Source organism: Mucilaginibacter sp. GW822-FHT03E02 (genome assembly GCF_058801545.1).
Genome location: NZ_JBXANJ010000001.1, coordinates 3,597,732 through 3,615,674, shown reverse-complemented (window position 1 = coordinate 3,615,674; position 17,943 = coordinate 3,597,732). Strand labels below are relative to the sequence as shown.

Below are 17,943 nucleotides of genomic sequence, written 5' to 3'. Positions count from 1 at the left end.
TTATACTCCGCTTAATTCTGTTAGTTCCATCCAACGGGCGCTTTTGGCATCCAGTTTTTTATTTAAATCGGCTATCTGCGCTATGGTTTCATTAAGCTTTGCCAACTCAATACCCACCTTGTTTAACTCGTCGGTTTTAGCTTTTATGCTGTTTTCTATAACGGTAATTTCCGCTTCTATAGTTTCCAGTTCCTTGGCTTCTTTAAAGCTTAATTTGCTTTTTTTAGCTATAGGAGCGGCAACAGGGGTAGGGGCAGTATTACCTTTTTTATTCTGCTGTTTGGCTTCATCCAGTTCAACCCGGTATGATGAATAGTTGCCGTTATATATGCGCACCTTACCTTGGCCTTCCATTATAAATAGCTGGTCGGTTAGTTTATCAAGCAAATACCTGTCGTGTGATACCATCATTAATATACCCGAATAGTTGGTTAAAAACTCTTCCAATACATTCAAAGTGTCAATATCCAAATCGTTGGTAGGCTCATCCAGGATCAGGAAATTGGGGTTCTTCATCAGTATACTCATCAGCTGCAAACGTTTCTTTTCGCCACCGCTTAGTTTGGAGATAAAGCCATACTGCTTGGCAGGAGGGAACAGGAACAAAGTGAGCAAGGCAGAAGCCGAAATCATTTTGCCATCGGCCATGGTGATAAACTCGGCCACGTTTTTTACCACGTCTATCACGCGATCGTCCTCTTTAAATACAATTCCCGATTGGTGGAAGTAGCCGATAACCGTGGTTTCGCCTTTTACAATGGTTCCTTTATCCGGCTGCAAACCCCCGGTAATTAAGTTTAACAGGGTTGATTTACCTGTACCGTTTTTACCGGCTAAGCCAATCCTGTCGCCTTTTTTAAATACGTAGCTAAAGTTTTCGATATAAGTATTTCCATTGAAGCCCTTATAAAGGTGCTCCATCTCCATGATCTTGTTGCCCTGGCGTGCTGTTTTAACACTTAGTTCAACCTTTTCGCGGGCTCCGCCCTGTTTGGTTTTATCCTCCAGGTCGTAATAAGCATCAATACGCGCTTTTGATTTAGTACCACGAGCCTGTGGCTGGCGGCGCATCCATTCCAATTCTTTCCTTAAAAGATTACTGTTTTTCTGGAACGATGCTTCGTCTGCCGCATCCCGCTCGGCTTTCTTTTCAAGGTAATAAGCATAGCTGCCGTTGTAGGGTACTATCTTACCACGGTCAATCTCCAGTATCTCGTTACAAACGTTATCCAGGAAATACCTGTCGTGCGTAACCATCAGGATAGTTTTTGATCCATCGGTCAGTAACTTTTCCAGCCATTCAATAGTATCAATATCCAGGTGGTTGGTAGGCTCATCTAAAATATAGATGTCTGGGTCTTCAATCAGTAGCTTAGCCAAAGCCAAACGTTTCTTTTGTCCGCCCGATAGGGTGTTGATGTGCTGGTTAAGATGATGGATATCCAACCGGCCCAAAATGGTTTTTATTTTGTACTCATACTCCCAGGCATCAACCTCGCTCATCTCTTCCATGATCTTTTCAAGCGCCTTGGCGTTGTCAGGGTCGTTTTCCAGCAGTTCCTCGTATTTACGGATCATTTGCTGCTGTACATCATCGGCATGAAAAATATAATCGCTGATGGTAACGGCATCCTTAAATCCGGGGTCCTGCTCCAGGTAGCCCATATTAAGGTCGCGTGCCTGTACCACTTTGCCCTCGGTTGGTTTAATATAACCGGCCAGCAGTTTTAATAAAGTTGATTTGCCTGCGCCGTTAACACCAACCAGTGCAACCCTGCGGCCGCGGTTAATGCCTATGGTTATATTTTTAAATAACCAGTTGTCATGAAATTGATGGCCAAGGTTCTCGGCAGATAGATAAGTACTCACGATAGTTGCTTTATTTGATCAGACTCGTACATAAACGTGCCCGTATTGTTTTTTGTTGATTGTTTGTACATGGCCATAGCCACCGTTTCGCCGGCTATGCTCCGGTATTTCTTCCAGCTGCCCAATAACAGGGGATCTATTATTTTATAGAAATCGATCAGCGCTTTTTCCATTGATCGTTTTTCCTGCCTGTTGCCGGTTAACATTGATGGGCGGTAGATATATAATTCAGGTAACCCTATTTGCCGAATATCAGCCTCTGTTTCGCCCTTGGTTTTAGTGTAAAAAAACGACGAACCAGTATCTGCGCCAATTGATGATATTAGGTGATACTGTCCGATACCATTCTTTAAGGCCAACTGTGCCAACTGAACCGGATAATCATGATCGATATGCCTGTAAACTGTTTTGTCCGGCGTTTTGGCATTGGTTGTACCCAGGCAACTAAATAAAGCATGCCCCGTTAGCGCATCGGCATAGCTATCCAACTGGTCGAAATTGACCACCAGCTGCGTTAATTTTTTATGATCGAGGTCTATTTTTTTCCTCACAAGGATCAAAACTTCGTCGTAAAAGCTTTCACGCAGCAAAATTTGGAGCAATTTACTGCCAATAAGTCCTGTTGAACCTGCAATAATAGCTTTATTTGCCATTGATACTTAATTTTTTGCAAAAATACACATAATTAAATGAGTGCAATTTGTGTTTCGCGCAAAGACGCTAAGGCGCAAAGATTTCTTAAGAATGGTTTAGTTTATTAATTATTTGACTGTTAATTAATAAAAACAAACCTTTTTCCCGGGAAATTCATGCCTTGTGGAACTTAAGTCCCTTTGCGCCTTAGCGTCTTTGCGCGAGAACTAATAACGTATTGGCACATCTATTGATGTTTAAACATATAAAAAGGAAAGTACAACAATGAAAACAATATTTTATCCCGAAAACGAACGTGGAAAAAATGATATAGGCTGGTTAAAGGCAAATTTCTCTTTCAGTTTTGGCCCTTACTATAACCCCGAACTGATGAGTTTTGGAGCTTTGCGGGTTTTAAATGATGATACTATAGCTGGCGGCAGGGGTTTTGGCCTGCACCCGCATGATAACATGGAAATTGTGACCATCCCACTGGAAGGCGGCCTTGAGCACCAGGATAATATGGGCAATAAAGGTGTTATTAATGCCGGCGATGTGCAGGTAATGTCGGCCGGAACCGGTGTTTATCACTCAGAGTATAATGCATCGAAAACAGATGCCGCTAAAACGTTACAGATATGGTTGTTTCCGAAAGAGCGAAATGTAGCACCAAGATACGATCAAAAGAGTTTTAGTGGTCAGTTTAAGTTAAATGAACTAACCGTGCTGGTATCACCGGATAGGAGCGAAGGTAACCTTTGGCTGCACCAAGATGCCACTTTTAGCATGGGTACTTTTGAGGCGGGGAAGGCTTTAAATTATGCTATAAAAACGCCCGGTAATGGCGCTTATGTGTTCTTGTTAGACGGCCTTGCTAAAATAAATGGCACCCTACTAAACAAAAGGGATGCTATAGGTGTTTATGATACCAGTTCACTTACAATTGAAACCGAAGAAAAATCCCGTTACCTGATCATTGACGTACCGATGTCATAAATCCTGCAAGCCGACCGCCAACGGTCAATTTTCCTGAACTGCAAAACATTTTGACAATACGTTGTTGTATGTCAAATTATAACCTAATATATGGCAGAACAGGTAATTACCGGCTGGCGAAAGTGGATGTTGAGCATTGGCGAACAATGTGTTTTCTTCGGCAGATTTTTCAGAAATATTTTTGCCGGCGGCTTCGAATGGTCGGAGTTTGTGCGGCAGTGTTACGAAATAGGCTACAGGTCCATGATGCTGGTAGGTATAACCTCCTTCATCATGGGCTTTGTGCTTATATTACAACTCAGGCCATCGCTTGTTGCCCTCGGCGCAGCAAGCATGTTGCCTAAAACCTTAGCGGTATCGTTTGTGCGCGAAATGGGCCCGGTTATTACCGCCATTATTTGCGCCGGTAAAATAGCCTCCAGTATTGGCGCCGAACTGGGTAGTATGAAAGTTACCGAGCAAATAGACGCCATGGAAGTATCCGGCGCCAACCCTATCCAATACCTGGTGGTAACCCGTATTATAGCAACCAGTTTAATGGTGCCGCTTTTATCGGTAATTGGCGATGTAATTGGGTTATTGGGGGGCTTTCTGTCGCTTAATATCAACGATAAAATCAGCTTTACCCTGTATTTTCAAAAATGTATTGGCTCCCTTGATTTCTCAGACTTTTTACCGGCGGTTATAAAAACCATATTTTTTGGCTTCGCGATAGGCTTTGTAGGATGTTATAAGGGCTATCACTCCAATAAAGGCACCGAGAGCGTGGGTATTGCCGCAAATTCTGCCGTTGTAACCGCTTCGCTCTGGATTTTCGTTATCGATGCCATTGCTGTACAAATCACCAGTTTATTATATTATAGGTAAGATGGCAGCAACAAAGGAAAATATCGAAAAACCGGAAAAACCATCGACACCAAAGGATGAAGTGGTTATACATGCCAAGGCACTAAAGAAATCATTTGGGGATAAAGAAGTATTAAAAAAGATCACTTTCGACCTGAAGAGGGGCGAAAATATGGTGGTGCTTGGCCGATCGGGCCAGGGTAAATCGGTTACGATACAATGCGTGGTTGGCATGTTAAAACCCGATGGAGGAGAACTAAAGGTTTTTGATAATGAGGTAGCAGAAATGGGCGACGAAGAGCTTAAACAGCTTCGCATTAAAATAGGTTTCCTGTTCCAGAGCGGCGCATTGTACGATAGCATGACCGTACGCGAGAACCTGGAATTTCCGCTTACCAGGGTGCTTAAGCTAAAAGACCAGGCAGAAATTGACGAAAAGGTAGAAGAGGTGTTGGATAACGTGGGATTGCTTGATGCGATTGATAAACTGCCGTCTGACCTGTCGGGCGGGATGCGCAAAAGGGTAGGTCTGGCCCGCACATTAATTGTGAACCCCGAGATTATGCTGTATGATGAACCTACCACCGGATTAGATCCAATAACATCCCGGGAGATCAGTGAGCTGATACTCCACATGCAAAAAAAATATAAAACATCGTCTATCATCATTACCCACGACCTGGAGTGCGCCCGCATTACGGCAGACCGGATTATGATTATGAATGACGGAGAATTTATTGCCGAAGGCAGCTGGGCAGCGCTTCAAAAATCAGAAAACGAACTTGTCCGATCATTTTTTAACAAAACAACATGAAAACCACATCATCACAAAAAATAAAAATTGGCCTTTTTACTTTTCTTGGCCTGGTAATACTGGCATTGGCCGTTTTTTTTATAGGCAGCCAAAAAAGCCTGTTCAATTCTACTTTTACCGTTTACGGTACCTTTAAAAATGTAAACGGCTTGCAGGTGGGCAACAATGTTCGGTTTGCGGGCATCAATGTAGGTGTGGTAGATGCTATTAACATTGTGACAGACAGCTCGGTAAGGGTTGATCTCACATTGAATGATAAAGTAAAAAAGTTTGTAAAAACCGATTCAAAGCTTAGCATCGGCAGCGATGGTTTGATGGGCGATAAACTGGTTGTTTTGGCCCCGGGCGGCATTACCAGTAACCAGGAAGTGCAGGACGGCGGCAGGCTGGCCTCGGTTAACCCGGTTGATGTAGACAGGATAATTACCAAACTAACCAGGGTGGCCGATAATGCCGAAGAGATGACCGGCGACTTAGCAGAAATTGTGAGCAAAATAAACAGTGGAAAAGGCAGTTTAGGCCGTTTATTGAATAGCGACAATTTATCGCGAAGCCTGGAAAGTACTGTGCGGCAGGCCAAAACAACGATGCAAAATGTGCATGCAACCACCGGCACTTTAAATGAAGACCTGAAAGCGGCGCAATCAAATTTCCTGCTAAAAGGTTTCTTCAACAAAAAGAAAAAGGCGGCTAAAGCCAAACAGGATTCCATCAAAAAAGCGCAGGAAAAATTGCAAAAGGGCCAGGATAAGGCCGCGAAAGAAAAGGCAGACGATAATAACTAAAAAAGATTCAATTAAAAGGGCTGTGTTGTACTGTAAAAGACATTAATTGGGAAGGAACCTATTTCAGATATGTTGCGGCAATCGGAAAGTGTTGCTATAGGTAAAAAGCCTTTACAATGCTATTGTTTTTAGTATCTTCGTTTAAACCTTGAGCGGAGATACTAATTCATGGACGATAGCAATATTATTATATATCAAACCGAAGACGGCAATACAAAAATTGAAACGCGCCTGGAGGGCGAAACCGTTTGGCTTACGATTGATCAAATGGTCGAACTTTTTCAAAAATCGCGATCAACAATTAATGAACATATTTTAAATATTTTTGAAGAACAGGAACTCAATAGTGAGTTATCTATAAGAAAAATCGGAATTTCCGATTTTTCTACCAAACCAACTAATTACTATAACCTCGACGTAATCATTTCCGTCGGCTACCGTGTAAAAAGTCACCAGGGTACCAAATTTCGTCAATGGGCCACTGCCAGGCTACGGGAATACATTGTAAAAGGTTTTACAATGAACGACGATATGTTGAAGCAAGCCGGAGGCGGAAACTACTTTGAAGAGTTACTTGCCCGCATCCGCGATATCCGGTCGTCCGAAAAGGTATTTTGGAGTAAGGTACTTGATATTTACGCTACCAGCATAGATTACGATCCCAAACTCGAAATATCAATCCTCTTTTTCCAAACGGTACAAAATAAAATGCATTGGGCTGCCCACGGCCATACCGCAGCCGAAATTATTTATCAGCGTATTGATGCCCAAAAAACAAACCTTGGCCTTACCCATATCAAGGGGAACAAACCAACACGGCAGGAAATAGAAGTTGCAAAAAACTACCTTAACGAAAATGAATTGAACGTACTTAACCGCATGGTAACAGCCTATTTAGAATTGGCCGAGCTGCAGGCGCTTAACCGGAAACCCATGTACATGAGTGATTGGATAGCACGTTTAGACGAATTTGTAAGAATGACCGGTAACGACATTTTACAAAATGCCGGCAGTATCAGTCACGACCAGGCCTTAAAAAAAGCGAAAGAGGAATTCGAAAAATATAAAGAGCAAACCAAAAATGGCCTTTCTGAAGTCGAAAAGCATTTTTTGACCCAGATTGACAAGACCATTAAAAAAATAAAACCTAAAAAAACCGGATAAGCACGGTGTTATCCAATTAAGGTATGCAAACAACCCCGCTTTTATTTTCAATTAAAAAAAGGGCCCATCCTTTATACTATACTGTTAGTTAAAGTAGGCCCTCTTTTGTGTTTGTGGATATTGTTACAGGTTATCTTTTTTAGTTTCTACGGCATCCTGTACCGCTTGCGGCAGGTTTGATAGCAGATTATAACCGGTGGCTTTCTCAATGTCCCGCACGGTTACGCGGTATTGTTTCCAGTCGGCATTAATGGTGTTAATGTTTGGTGTATTAACAGCTATTACCCTTGTGGTTGCTGTAATCCTGTTAACATCGCCGTCGCCGGTTGGCACAACAACAGCCACTTTCCAAACATTACTTGGCACCGTTACATGGCCGCTGGTAATAGTACTTACGGCGCCGTTTGAGCCCGTTCCGCCGGTTCCGTAACTCCCCATTATTATGTATACTTCATTCCCGGCAACAACCTGCTCGCGTAGGTAATTTTCAAGGTTTGCCCAGGTTTGCTGGTTGTTTTGCGGCGCCTGTGGTATCATATTGGTCATCAGGAATGTAGCCGAATTGGCATTAACCGAGCTTGTACGGTCGGCCGAAGGACAGTTATGCCCCCTATCGAACCCGGAGCCAGAATAGCTGTTGCTTTCTACCTCGTAAAACCCTGTAGGCAAGCCGTTAAACCCGGCAAAATTATCCAGGCGGGCGGTGGCATTGGTAATATTGGTAGCATCAAGATGCCAGCTTACCCAATTTGGCGTGCCGCGCGTGCTGTTATATGATTCCTCATAATATTTTTGATCAATGAGGTAGTTGTTCGCCATAACAATAGCAGGCTGTGCATCTGATGGATTGCCCAGCAAAATGTTGCTGTTGTCGCCGGTTGTTGGCTGTGCATCGGTGCCGGCAATAACCCCTCTGTCGGGCGCTGCTGTACCGGTATTGCCTGTAGTATCGCTCCCGCCGGTATCGGGCGGGCCAACAATAATTCCCGGATCGCCAAGGCCCTTGAAGGTAATATCATCAATGTTTATACGGGTTGTCCCCAGTTTCCTGATCTGGAAACGCACTTTTGCCGTTGTCGTCACCTTAAATGAGTCGGTAACCAGGCTGGTGCTGTTTTCGGCGATGTCTGTACCCAACTGCGTAAAAGTAGCTCCGCTATCTGTCGACATCATCAGTTGCCAGGTTGATGCAGCGTCATTACCGTACTTGGCATGTTTGATGCTGATTTGCTTTAACCCTTTTACATCAAATTTCATAGTGATATCGCCGGTGCGCAGCCTTACTGCTTTATTGCCATCTTTAACATCAGCGGCCAGGCTGCCTATCAATGCATCGTTAAAACTCCACAAACCAGTACTTAGCTGAACGTTTGCAATAGCATAGGCCGTTTTGGTGCCGTTTTCAAAAGTTTCAACAACCGTATAAGGCACCGGCTGTTGTACAACCGTGGTATCGCCGGGCGGGATGTGCGGGTTTTGCAGGTCTTTTTTACAGCTGGCCATAGCCAGCATTAAGCCAATGCAGATAAATAAATTTCTTAATTTCATAGGATAGTTTTTAATGAGGCAATAATCGGCAATTAATATTAACTAAATATTAATAAACTATAGCAATACTATATTGGCGGGTTGTCTAAGTATTTAGCGCGATGAACCGTTATTTAATTGTAGTTAACGGGATAAGCTTAGGAGGTGAAGAAAATATAAGCATCAAACGATAACTTGCGTTATACCCTGATTCTGATTAAAGGATCCATGTCCATTGGGCACCTGTTTTAACCAACAACAGGCGCGAATATTTGTATACGCTTAAATTGGATAAGACATCAGTTTAATGTTAACCTTGCAAAAAAGTTAAAATGTTTATTATCAAATATTTATATAGAATTTTACTTGAAATGTGTTAAGTTATGTTAACCCAATTTAGATGCGTTTGCCCTGAAACCCTTACCTTCTATCGCTTTACCTAATGGGAATAATTGTATTTTTGCTGATTGATGGCAAGATGCCGGTGTAATTACAAAAAATATGTTTGAAAATCAGGAAAGAACAAATCTGGAAGAATTAGGCGAATTTGGCCTGATAAGCCATTTAACCAAAAATATAAAGCTAACACAGCCAAGTACCAATAAGGGAGTAGGGGATGATGCCGCTGTGCTTGATTTTACAGGTAAAAAAGTGCTGGTAAGCACAGACATGCTGCTGGAGGGCATTCATTTTGATTTGGCTTACACACCCTTAAAACATTTGGGCTACAAGGCAATACAGGTTAACCTGAGCGATATTTACGCCATGAATGGCACAGCTTCGCAGGTTACAGTGTCTATCGGTATGTCGAGCAAATTTCCGTTGGAAGCCATTGAAGAACTGTACGAAGGCATTTACATAGCCTGCGAGAAATATAATGTCGACCTGGTTGGGGGCGATACCACATCATCAAAACAAGGGCTGGTAATCAGCGTAACATCAATAGGTTATGCCGACGAAGCTGATGTTGTTTACCGTAACGGGGCAGGGGAAGGTGATTTGATTTGCGTATCCGGAGATTTGGGCGGTGCTTACATCGGCCTGCAATTGCTGGAGCGCGAAAAGCTGATTTATTTGGAAAACCCCAATATTCAGCCCGACCTGGAAGGTAAAGATTACATCGTGGAGCGCCAGCTAAAACCGGAAGCGCGCCGTGATATAGTGGAACTGCTTAAAAGCATCGAGGTAAAACCTACGGCAATGATAGATGTATCTGACGGCCTTGCCTCCGAAATACTGCACATTTGCAAACAAAGCGACAAAGGCTGCAATTTATACGAAGAAAAGATCCCGCTTGACCCGATGACTTACGAAACAGCCCGCGAGTTTAACCTTGACCCTACCGTTTGCGCTTTAAGCGGCGGCGAAGATTATGAACTGTTGTTCACCGTAAAACAAACAGACTACGATAAGATAAAGTTTAAAATGGATATCACCATTATCGGGCACATTACCGAGGCTTCTGCCGGGTGTAACCTGATCACCACATCAGGAAATTCGCACCCACTAAAGGCGCAAGGTTGGAACGCGTTTAAAAAAGCAGAATAAATGTTGGGCCGACTTTTAGATTTGTTTTATTTAAACCGACACCCTGAAGGGGAAGTTCCTTTATGGGTTAGAAGGGGCGTTGGGCTGCTTTATGTAGCCTTTGTAATTCAAATGGTAAATAACTGGCTTGAAGGCTTGCGCCCTATCGAATTTATAATGCACCTGCTTTTTGCCGGTTATATTGTTTTTGCTACAGGAGAAGGCCGTAAATGGGCGCGGATTGTGGTGCTGGTATTTACAGTTATAAATGTTACGTCGTTTACATGGGCCGCAGTAGTTGTCATCGGCAAAAAGCCTGAACTTCAATTAACTCCGGTTGTAATGAGTTTGTTTTTAGCAGAAACTGCTATGGAAATTGCGGCTACCGTCATGCTTTTTTCAAAGGGCGCGTCCGTTTGGTTTAACAGGCCAAGAGTTGCCTTATAAATATAAAATGGCCGGATGCTATTGCGCCCGGCCATTTTATGTTGCTTTAAGCCTTTCAAGCTTATTTAGCCATAGTTTTATCTCTTATCGCTTTAAACTCCGAACCAGGCTTCCAGCCAGGGAAGGTGCTTTCATTACCCAGTTTGGTACCTATCCTGAAAAGAATATCGGCAATCTGGGCCATGCCTGTTGCGTCCATATCCGGCGTGTAATTATCGGCCTGCTGATGATAGCGGTTTTCGTTATAATCTTTTTCTTTATCGGCACCATAGGTGCCACCATGTAACTTGCTGATGCTACCTATATTAATATCAAGTGCAGGTACACCCAGTTTGGCAAAATTGAAATGATCTGACCGGTAATAGCTTCCAGAGCCGGGCGTACGGTCGCCAACCGTGGTAAGGCCGTCCTGTTGTGCAATAGCACCAACATAATCTTCCAGTTCATTTTGCCCTTTGCCGGTTATGGCAATGTCTTTGGTTTCGCCATAATCGCCAACGGCGTCGATGTTTAAATCGGCAACGGTTTTGTTTAGGGGATAAATAGGGTGCGTTGCATAATACTCAGATCCTAATAAGCCCTGTTCTTCGCCAGTAACCGCTAAAAACACAATGGAACGCTGCGGCTTTGCCGTTGCTTTTTTAAACGCGTTGGCTATGCCGATAATTGAGGCCACGCCATCGGCATTATCAATTGCCCCGTTGTAAATGCTATCTCCCTTCGCGTTAGGTTTGCCAATTCCCAAATGATCCCAATGGGCGGTATACAACACGCATTCGGTGGGCCTGGCGCTGCCTTTCAAAATGCCAATGACGTTATGAGATGTAGAATATTTTAGTTTGGTGTTAACGGTTAAGTTAACAGCCCTGTTAAGCGGAATAGCCTTAAAATTTTTATCGCGGGCAATGGCGCGAAGATCTTCGTTGATGCCGGCATCTGCGAAAAGTTTTTTGGCGGCATCTTCGGTAATCCAGCCTTCAACCTTACAGCGGTTCATGTGCTTGTCGGGTTGTGTCAGGTAAAGTTTTGCCCCCGAGTTGCTGTTTGAAACAACGTTCCAGCCATAGCTTGCCGGCGCTGTTTGGTGCACAATGATAACCCCGGCTGCGCCCTGGCGGGCGGCTTCTTCAAATTTATAGGTCCAGCGGCCATAATAGGTCATGGTATCGCCCTTAAACAAATCCTTGCGCCCCGATTTAAAGCCCGGATCATTTACCAGCACCACTACCGTTTTGCCTTTTACATCAAGCCCTGCGTAGTCATTCCAATGATATTCAGGCGCTACAACACCATATCCTGCAAAAACCAAAGGAGAGTTTTTAAGCTCAACAGTAGCCACCTCGCGGCGGGTGAAAGCTACAAAATCGCTGGTAACATGCAGGCTTAACGGCGATTTGCCTCCGCTAATCTCCATGGTTGGCGATGGCGTGCTGGTAACCTCAACCATAGGAACATCCTGGTAATAGCTGCCATTATTTCCCGGCTCTAACCCGGCTTTTTTAAACTCAGATGAGATGTAGGCGATGGCTTTGTTCTCCCCGGCGGTAAAAGGCTTGCGGCCCATCATCGAATCGGCTGCCAATACCGCTATTTTTTCTTTGATTTCTTCGGGGCTGATGGCCTTGGCCGCCTCTTCCGTTTTTTTATCGTGTTTACAGCCCGTAAATACAACGGCGCCGGATAATAATAAAAAACAAAATTGTTTAATATTCATATGGATGGTGTTTTTTCAAATGTAATTAATTGGGCCTGATTATAAAAGCAGGCCCCTATGGCTTAATGACGTCTTTACAAAGCAAAAAGGCCCCTGGGCTTTTTCTACCGGTTTCTTCTATACCATCGTTTTAGCCAGGCAAAAAAAGCAATGCGCTGCCAGGCAACCTCGGCGCTAAGCAGGGCTATGATGGCGAATACAGAAGCCTTTACCGCATCGCCCTCTGAAGAAAACGTTCCGGCCAGGGCTATTACATATACCAAAACGGGTAGCATTAAAAGGATACAAAGCCCCGGCACACCCAGGGGTATCTTGAATGGCCTTGCCCTGTCGGGTTCTGTTATGCGCAGTTTTACCAGCGAAATATACTCTAACGAAAGGCCTGCCCCATACACGGTTACGTCGATAATAAACAATTCGCCCAGTTTCCATAATATCATAAAGCTCACCACCAGCGAGCAAATAATGATGGATACAAAGGGCGTGTTAAACCGTTTATGTAAACGATTGATTCCTGCGGGCAGCAACTTATCCTGGGCCATTACGTGCGGCACCCTCGAAACAGATAACAGCACGGCAGCATAAATACCTAAGGAACTCGCCATACCACCTACGGCAACCACAACGCCAAGCCAATGCCCGGCTATCAACACGCCCAGGGCAGGCATCCCTTCGTCGGTAAATCTGGTATGGTCGATGCCCGATTGCTGGGCTACCCAGGTTATGAAAAAGTAGACGACGATAACCAGCGTAAATGCAATCATTATAGATAGGATATAGGAGCGTATGGGCTGCTCTACTTCCTCGGCATAGGTTGTTACGTTGTCCCAACCCAGGCAATTCCACATCACCGCATACAAAGCCATCCCGAATGATGGAAAAGTAAGGCCTTTGAAAGAAGGAGCAGGCAGCGTTAACGGCCCGGTATGGTGATGAATGGCCAGCACAATTACAATAACCACCGGCGCTAATACAACTGCGCTTAAAAACAAGCTTGCTTTACCCACCGGTACAATGCCCAAAATGTTTAAGCCCGCCGACGCCCAGATGACGAGTAAGCAAACCTGTATTTTATATTGAGCCAGTTCGGGATAAAAAAAGGAGGCATACATTACAAACAGTACGGGGTAAATGGCCAGGTCTACAAATGTATAAAGCCAGGTCCACCAGCCTTCATAAAAACCCCAGCGGGTGCCAAGGGCGTGTTTTACCCATTTATAGTAGCCGCCGTTTACGGGCATCATGCTGTTTAATTCCAATACAGTTAATATGGCAGGCACATCCCACAAAAGCGGCGTAATTAACAGGATAATCAATGCGGCATGATCGCCGGCATAGCTTAACAAGGGCTCCAGGCCGTAAGGCCCACCGGATACGGTAAAGAAGATAACAGCAATAAGCTGTATAGGCCTTATCTTTTTTAATGCGGCGGGTGATGGCATAGGGTATAAAAATATAACTTAAGCGTTAATAAGCATATTTTTAACTACAACTTCTATCTAAAAAATAAAAATGAATGAGTTTATAAGTGCTGCCGGTAAACCTACTATCAAATAACAGGCTCGAGCAGGAACCGTCCGGGTAAGAAAAGACCCTGCTTATTCGTAATGACCACGAAGAGAATATATATTTATAATTTCATCCACCACATCGTATATTATTCGATGTTCAGAATTTATGCGTCTCGACCATCTGCCGGTTAGCTTATATTTAAGGGGCTCTGGTTTTCCGATACCCTCAAAAGGATGAGCTTTCATGTCATCCAATATCTGTTGAATCTTTTTCTGAACAGCTTTGTTGCCGGACTTTTTCCAATATTCGAAGTCCGGACGGCTTTTTCATATAAATCTATTTCCATAGATTATCGGTATCGATCCTAACACCCTTTTTTCCGGCTTTTCTTGCAGCTACACCTTCCAGTACTTGTTCTACAAAAGCGGGATTGTAAGTGTCTTTATCATGTTTCTCAAAATTAATTTTGAGGGCCTTTAAAAACGCCTTGATTGCTGCAGATTGTTCTTTGTTTTCGGGATGCACAACAATTGTTTCCATAAACAAATTTAGTTAAATTAATATGTAAATACCATTCAGGGATATCACAAAAAAGCCCCGATATCCCGGGGCTTTCAATAATCTAAATGGCGTAATTACAAACTCAGCCACTTCGCGCGCACGGCCAGCTGCTGTGCCGATGGGCTGTCAACAGATACTATTTTATATTTTACCCTGTTGCTTTTCAACAGCGTTATGGGTAAGGTAACAGATTGCCCGTCGCGGTTAACGGTTGCCTGTATTTTATCGCCGGGGTTTTTGCCGGTTATCAGGTTGGAGCCATCGGATATGGGGTTGCCGTCAATGGCTGTTATTTCGTCGCCAACGTTAATGCCATCTATATAGGCCGCGGTGCCGCGGGTTACGCTGGTGACCATTACTTTTTTGGCTGCGGTAGTGCCGGTGGTAATACCCAGGGCGGCATCGTTGTTATCGGCCAGTTCATCAACTATTTTGTAGCCGGCATAGCCCAGGTATTTGTTGTAGTCGACAGGCTCAAGGCCGTTTATGTATTTTTTATAAAAATCATCCAGCTTTTTGCCTGCAAACAGTTCAAATCCTTTTTTAAACTCAGCATCGGTATAGCCACGTTTTTTGGTTTTGTAATAGGTTACATACATGTACTTCATTACATCGTCAAGATTGTGTTTTTGGGCCGAGTTGTTGATGATCTCCAAATCCAGCATCATGCCAATTATAGCGCCCTTGGTGTAATAAGAAATAGTGGTATTGTTTGAGTTTTCGTTGGGGCGATAACCTTTTATCCAGGCATCAAAGCTCGATTCGGCTACGGTTTGTACGTTTTTGCCCGGCAGGTTTTCTAACACGTTAAACTCGTTGGCTATCTGCTCCAGGTAGTTTTCGGGCGGATAAAGATTGGTGCGACGAACAGCTATCTCCTGGTAATATTCGGTGAAACCTTCGGCGATCCAAAGATTGGTGGTATAATTTTCGTTATCGTAATCAAAGGGGCCTAAAACAATAGGTCGCAAACGCTTCACGTTCCAAAGGTGAAAGTGCTCATGCGCGACCAGGCCCAGGAAACCCTGGTAGCCTTTTTCGCTGCCATAATTATCGCGGCCAATGCCCAAAACAGTAGAGCCAAGATGCTCTATCCCGCCTCCGCCACGCAAATGGTTATGGATAATAAACGTGTAATGTTTATTGGGGTTTTCGCCAAATATGGCCGCTTCCTGCTGAATAATGGCATGCATGTCTTTTTTAATGCGCTCCTTATCGTAGTTGCCGCCACCGTACATACATACTTCGTACTTAACACCGTCAACATCAAAGCCAAAAATGTCCTGGTTTCCCACTTCGATAGGCGAATCAAACAAAATATCAAAATTGGGCGAGTGGCGTACAAAAGGGTTGCCGTTAACCATCTCCAAACTGGTTGAAACTTTAGCCCAGTCTTTATATGGCGTAATGGTGATAGTTGCCGGCGAGTGCAGCATATTAGCAGGATAAATAAATATCCCGGATGTTGACAGGAAAGCATGTGTTACATCAATATAGCTGGTACGTACCGACACCTCATTGGCATAAACGCGGTATTTGATGGTAACTGCGGCCACTCCTTTTGCAGCAATGCGCCAGGTGTTTTTATTGATTTTGGGCGAGGCTACTATTTTGCCGTTGATGGATGCACTAAAAGCTTCGATGTTTTTGGCAAACTCCCTAACCAGGTATGATCCGGGTGTCCAGACAGGCATTTTAAGATCGAGCGTGTTTTGCTTAAGCCCGGTGATATTCATCTCTATTTCGGCATAATGGGCCTGGGCTTCGGGGAAGGAAACAGTGTACGATATATTCGACGTGGGTTGCGCCTTGCTGGCGTTTACATTCATAAAAAGTAAAATTAATGATACAGTCGCGGTCAGCTTAATTGGTTTCATGCGTGCAAGTTATAAAAATTATATTTTTTAAAAATACCGGCCTTGTTTACACGTGTAAAATGGTTGATACATGCAACTAATTAACCTTGTGGGTCATTATGTTTGCTGCCGCTTATTTAAAATGCAGCTGATAGAACCCATATCCCGGAAACTGATACGTTTAGGTAAGTTATACCTGAGTGTACTGGCAAAGCATACCGCCCACCTGGATGTTACCAGGTACCATTTTATTCTGTCGCTTATTTACTACCACGACGGGCAGCTTACACAGAATGCGCTGGCGCAAATACTGGATAAAGACAAATCGGCAATGGTAAGTATTATTAATATGCTTACCGCAAAAGGGTTTGTTTACCGCGAAAGCAATCCTAACGACCGCCGCGAGCATTTGTTGAGGGTTACCGAAAAGGCAAAGCTGGCCGTGCCGCAGATTGTAGAAACATTTGAGCATATCAACGCCGATATCACTAAAGGAATTTCGGCGCATGAAATGAAAATATTTGAAAATGTACTGCAAAAAATGCAGGTAAACATAAAGCCCTTTACAACCCATCCCAATTTAAAGATCACAAAATGATTGTTGATTAAATATGAAAACAAAATATATCATTTACACGGCACTGGCCCTACTGGTTGCTTATTTAGTTTACAACAAGTTTTTTAGCAAAAACGCCAAAGAAAGCGCGGCAGCACAAGCCGGCGGCAAAAGCGGCAAGAAAAAGAACGGTCCTGTAAACGTTAACATAATGATTGTGAAAGATACCGCCGTAAACAATATTATTGATGTAACAGGCAGTATTGATGCTAATGAAAAAGTGAGCCTGGTAAGCCAGACAGCGGGTAACATCACCAGGATTTATTTTAACGAAGGCAGTAAGGTGCAAAAAGGGCAGCTGCTGGTTAAGGTATATAACCAGGATTTGGAAGCATCATTGGCCCAAAACCAATACCAGGTAACGCTGGCCAAACAGGTGGAGTATCGTAATAAGGTATTGCTGCAAAAGGAAGCCATAAGCCAGGAAGAATATGATACTTCGTTAACCTCGCTAAACTCGTTAAAAGCGGCTGCCGATGTAATTAAGGCACAAATATCCCGCACCGAAATCAGGGCGCCGTTTTCGGGCACCATTGGGTTGCGTAATGTGAGCCCCGGCAGTTATCTGTCGCCGGCATCGCCTATTGCGCAGCTGGTAAATATCGACCCTGCAAAAATCACCTTCTCGGTTCCGGAGCGATACCTGACTATACTTGGCGTAGGCAGCAAAATCAGGTTTAATACCGAAAGTTCAAGGGAAAACTTTACGGGAACGGTTTACGCCATTGAGCCGTCTATAGATGTTAATTCGCGCACTATAACTGTGCGTGCCAAAGCGCCAAATCCCAAAGGCTTGTTAACCGCAGGCAGTTTTGCCAAAATTAATTTAACGCTCGACCAGATCCCCAAAACTATCCTGTTACCAACAGAGGCTGTTATCCCCGATCTGAAAAGCAGCATTGTTTACGTTGCCCACAACGGGATTGCTGTTGCCCGTCCGGTAAAAACAGATTTGCGTACAGATACCAAAATTCAGGTGATAGATGGTTTAAAGCCCGGCGACAGCGTAGTGGTTTCGGGCTTGATACAAATGAGGGCGAAAGTTCCTTTAAAAATTATTAAAGTAATAAAGTAAC

General features: G+C 43.8%; 16 protein-coding genes and 1 pseudogene. 9 read left to right on the top strand and 8 right to left on the bottom strand.

Going from position 1 to position 17,943, the window contains the following annotated elements; translation table 11 throughout:
• Both AC1RM2_RS15010 and AC1RM2_RS15005 read right to left on the bottom strand, forming a co-directional pair.
• Positions 1-1,869: an ABC-F family ATP-binding cassette domain-containing protein gene (locus AC1RM2_RS15010; RefSeq protein ID WP_492985983.1), complete on the bottom strand. Its 1,869-nt coding sequence runs from the start codon at positions 1,867-1,869 to the stop codon at positions 1-3.
• Positions 1,866-2,522 carry an NAD(P)H-binding protein gene (locus AC1RM2_RS15005; RefSeq protein ID WP_492985982.1) on the bottom strand — a complete coding sequence of 219 codons (657 nt, stop codon included), beginning with the start codon at positions 2,520-2,522 and terminating at the stop codon, positions 1,866-1,868. The genes AC1RM2_RS15010 and AC1RM2_RS15005 overlap by 4 nt, the downstream gene beginning before the upstream one ends.
• A 265-nt stretch (positions 2,523-2,787) precedes the next feature.
• Between AC1RM2_RS15005 and AC1RM2_RS15000 the strand changes: the two genes are divergently transcribed.
• From AC1RM2_RS15000 to AC1RM2_RS14980, 5 genes are all read left to right on the top strand, one after another.
• Positions 2,788-3,498, top strand: coding sequence for a pirin family protein (locus tag AC1RM2_RS15000; protein WP_492985981.1), 711 nt, complete (start codon positions 2,788-2,790; stop codon positions 3,496-3,498).
• A 90-nt stretch (positions 3,499-3,588) separates the two neighbouring features.
• A complete protein-coding gene (locus AC1RM2_RS14995; protein WP_492985979.1) occupies positions 3,589-4,365 on the top strand; it encodes an MlaE family ABC transporter permease in 777 nt (258 codons plus the stop codon).
• Between the two features lies 1 nt (position 4,366).
• A complete protein-coding gene (locus AC1RM2_RS14990; protein WP_492985978.1) occupies positions 4,367-5,158 on the top strand; it encodes an ABC transporter ATP-binding protein in 792 nt (263 codons plus the stop codon).
• On the top strand, positions 5,155-5,943 hold the full coding sequence (locus tag AC1RM2_RS14985; RefSeq protein ID WP_492985976.1) for an MlaD family protein: 789 nt from the start codon (positions 5,155-5,157) through the stop codon (positions 5,941-5,943). Before AC1RM2_RS14990 ends, AC1RM2_RS14985 begins: the two co-directional genes overlap by 4 nt.
• Before the next feature lie 168 nt (positions 5,944-6,111).
• Positions 6,112-7,107, top strand: coding sequence for a virulence RhuM family protein (locus AC1RM2_RS14980; RefSeq protein WP_492985975.1), 996 nt, complete (start codon positions 6,112-6,114; stop codon positions 7,105-7,107).
• 123 nt (positions 7,108-7,230) lie between these two features.
• Here the strand turns inward: AC1RM2_RS14980 and AC1RM2_RS14975 are convergent, their stop codons facing one another.
• Complete coding sequence (locus AC1RM2_RS14975) at positions 7,231-8,655, bottom strand: DNA/RNA non-specific endonuclease (protein ID WP_492985974.1); 1,425 nt, start codon at positions 8,653-8,655, stop codon at positions 7,231-7,233.
• A 480-nt stretch (positions 8,656-9,135) separates the two neighbouring features.
• Here AC1RM2_RS14975 and thiL point away from each other — a divergent pair, with 480 nt between their 5' ends.
• Together thiL and AC1RM2_RS14965 are read left to right on the top strand one after the other, a co-directional pair.
• On the top strand, positions 9,136-10,182 hold the full coding sequence (thiL, locus tag AC1RM2_RS14970; protein WP_492985973.1) for a thiamine-phosphate kinase: 1,047 nt from the start codon (positions 9,136-9,138) through the stop codon (positions 10,180-10,182).
• A gap of 111 nt (positions 10,183-10,293) precedes the next feature.
• Positions 10,294-10,608: a hypothetical protein gene (locus AC1RM2_RS14965; protein WP_492985971.1), complete on the top strand. Its 315-nt coding sequence runs from the start codon at positions 10,294-10,296 to the stop codon at positions 10,606-10,608.
• Between the two features lie 61 nt (positions 10,609-10,669).
• Here the strand turns inward: AC1RM2_RS14965 and AC1RM2_RS14960 are convergent, their stop codons facing one another.
• The 5 genes and pseudogenes from AC1RM2_RS14960 to AC1RM2_RS14940 form a co-directional block, all read right to left on the bottom strand.
• Positions 10,670-12,322: a M28 family metallopeptidase gene (locus AC1RM2_RS14960; RefSeq protein WP_492985970.1), complete on the bottom strand. Its 1,653-nt coding sequence runs from the start codon at positions 12,320-12,322 to the stop codon at positions 10,670-10,672.
• A gap of 104 nt (positions 12,323-12,426) precedes the next feature.
• Positions 12,427-13,764 carry an APC family permease gene (locus AC1RM2_RS14955; protein WP_492985968.1) on the bottom strand — a complete coding sequence of 446 codons (1,338 nt, stop codon included), beginning with the start codon at positions 13,762-13,764 and terminating at the stop codon, positions 12,427-12,429.
• Between the two features lie 156 nt (positions 13,765-13,920).
• Positions 13,921-14,142: pseudogene (locus AC1RM2_RS14950) on the bottom strand (Txe/YoeB family addiction module toxin); the annotation flags it as partial.
• A 28-nt stretch (positions 14,143-14,170) separates the two neighbouring features.
• Positions 14,171-14,374, bottom strand: a complete 204-nt coding sequence (locus AC1RM2_RS14945) for a DUF2683 family protein (protein WP_477445977.1) — start codon at positions 14,372-14,374, stop codon at positions 14,171-14,173.
• A 95-nt stretch (positions 14,375-14,469) separates the two neighbouring features.
• A complete protein-coding gene (locus tag AC1RM2_RS14940; protein WP_492985967.1) occupies positions 14,470-16,272 on the bottom strand; it encodes a M61 family metallopeptidase in 1,803 nt (600 codons plus the stop codon).
• Positions 16,273-16,393: 121 nt separating this feature from the next.
• Here AC1RM2_RS14940 and AC1RM2_RS14935 point away from each other — a divergent pair, with 121 nt between their 5' ends.
• Positions 16,394-16,849: a MarR family winged helix-turn-helix transcriptional regulator gene (locus tag AC1RM2_RS14935; protein WP_492985966.1), complete on the top strand. Its 456-nt coding sequence runs from the start codon at positions 16,394-16,396 to the stop codon at positions 16,847-16,849.
• Positions 16,850-16,862: 13 nt separating this feature from the next.
• Positions 16,863-17,942: an efflux RND transporter periplasmic adaptor subunit gene (locus AC1RM2_RS14930; RefSeq protein ID WP_492985964.1), complete on the top strand. Its 1,080-nt coding sequence runs from the start codon at positions 16,863-16,865 to the stop codon at positions 17,940-17,942.
• Position 17,943 lies beyond the last annotated feature (1 nt).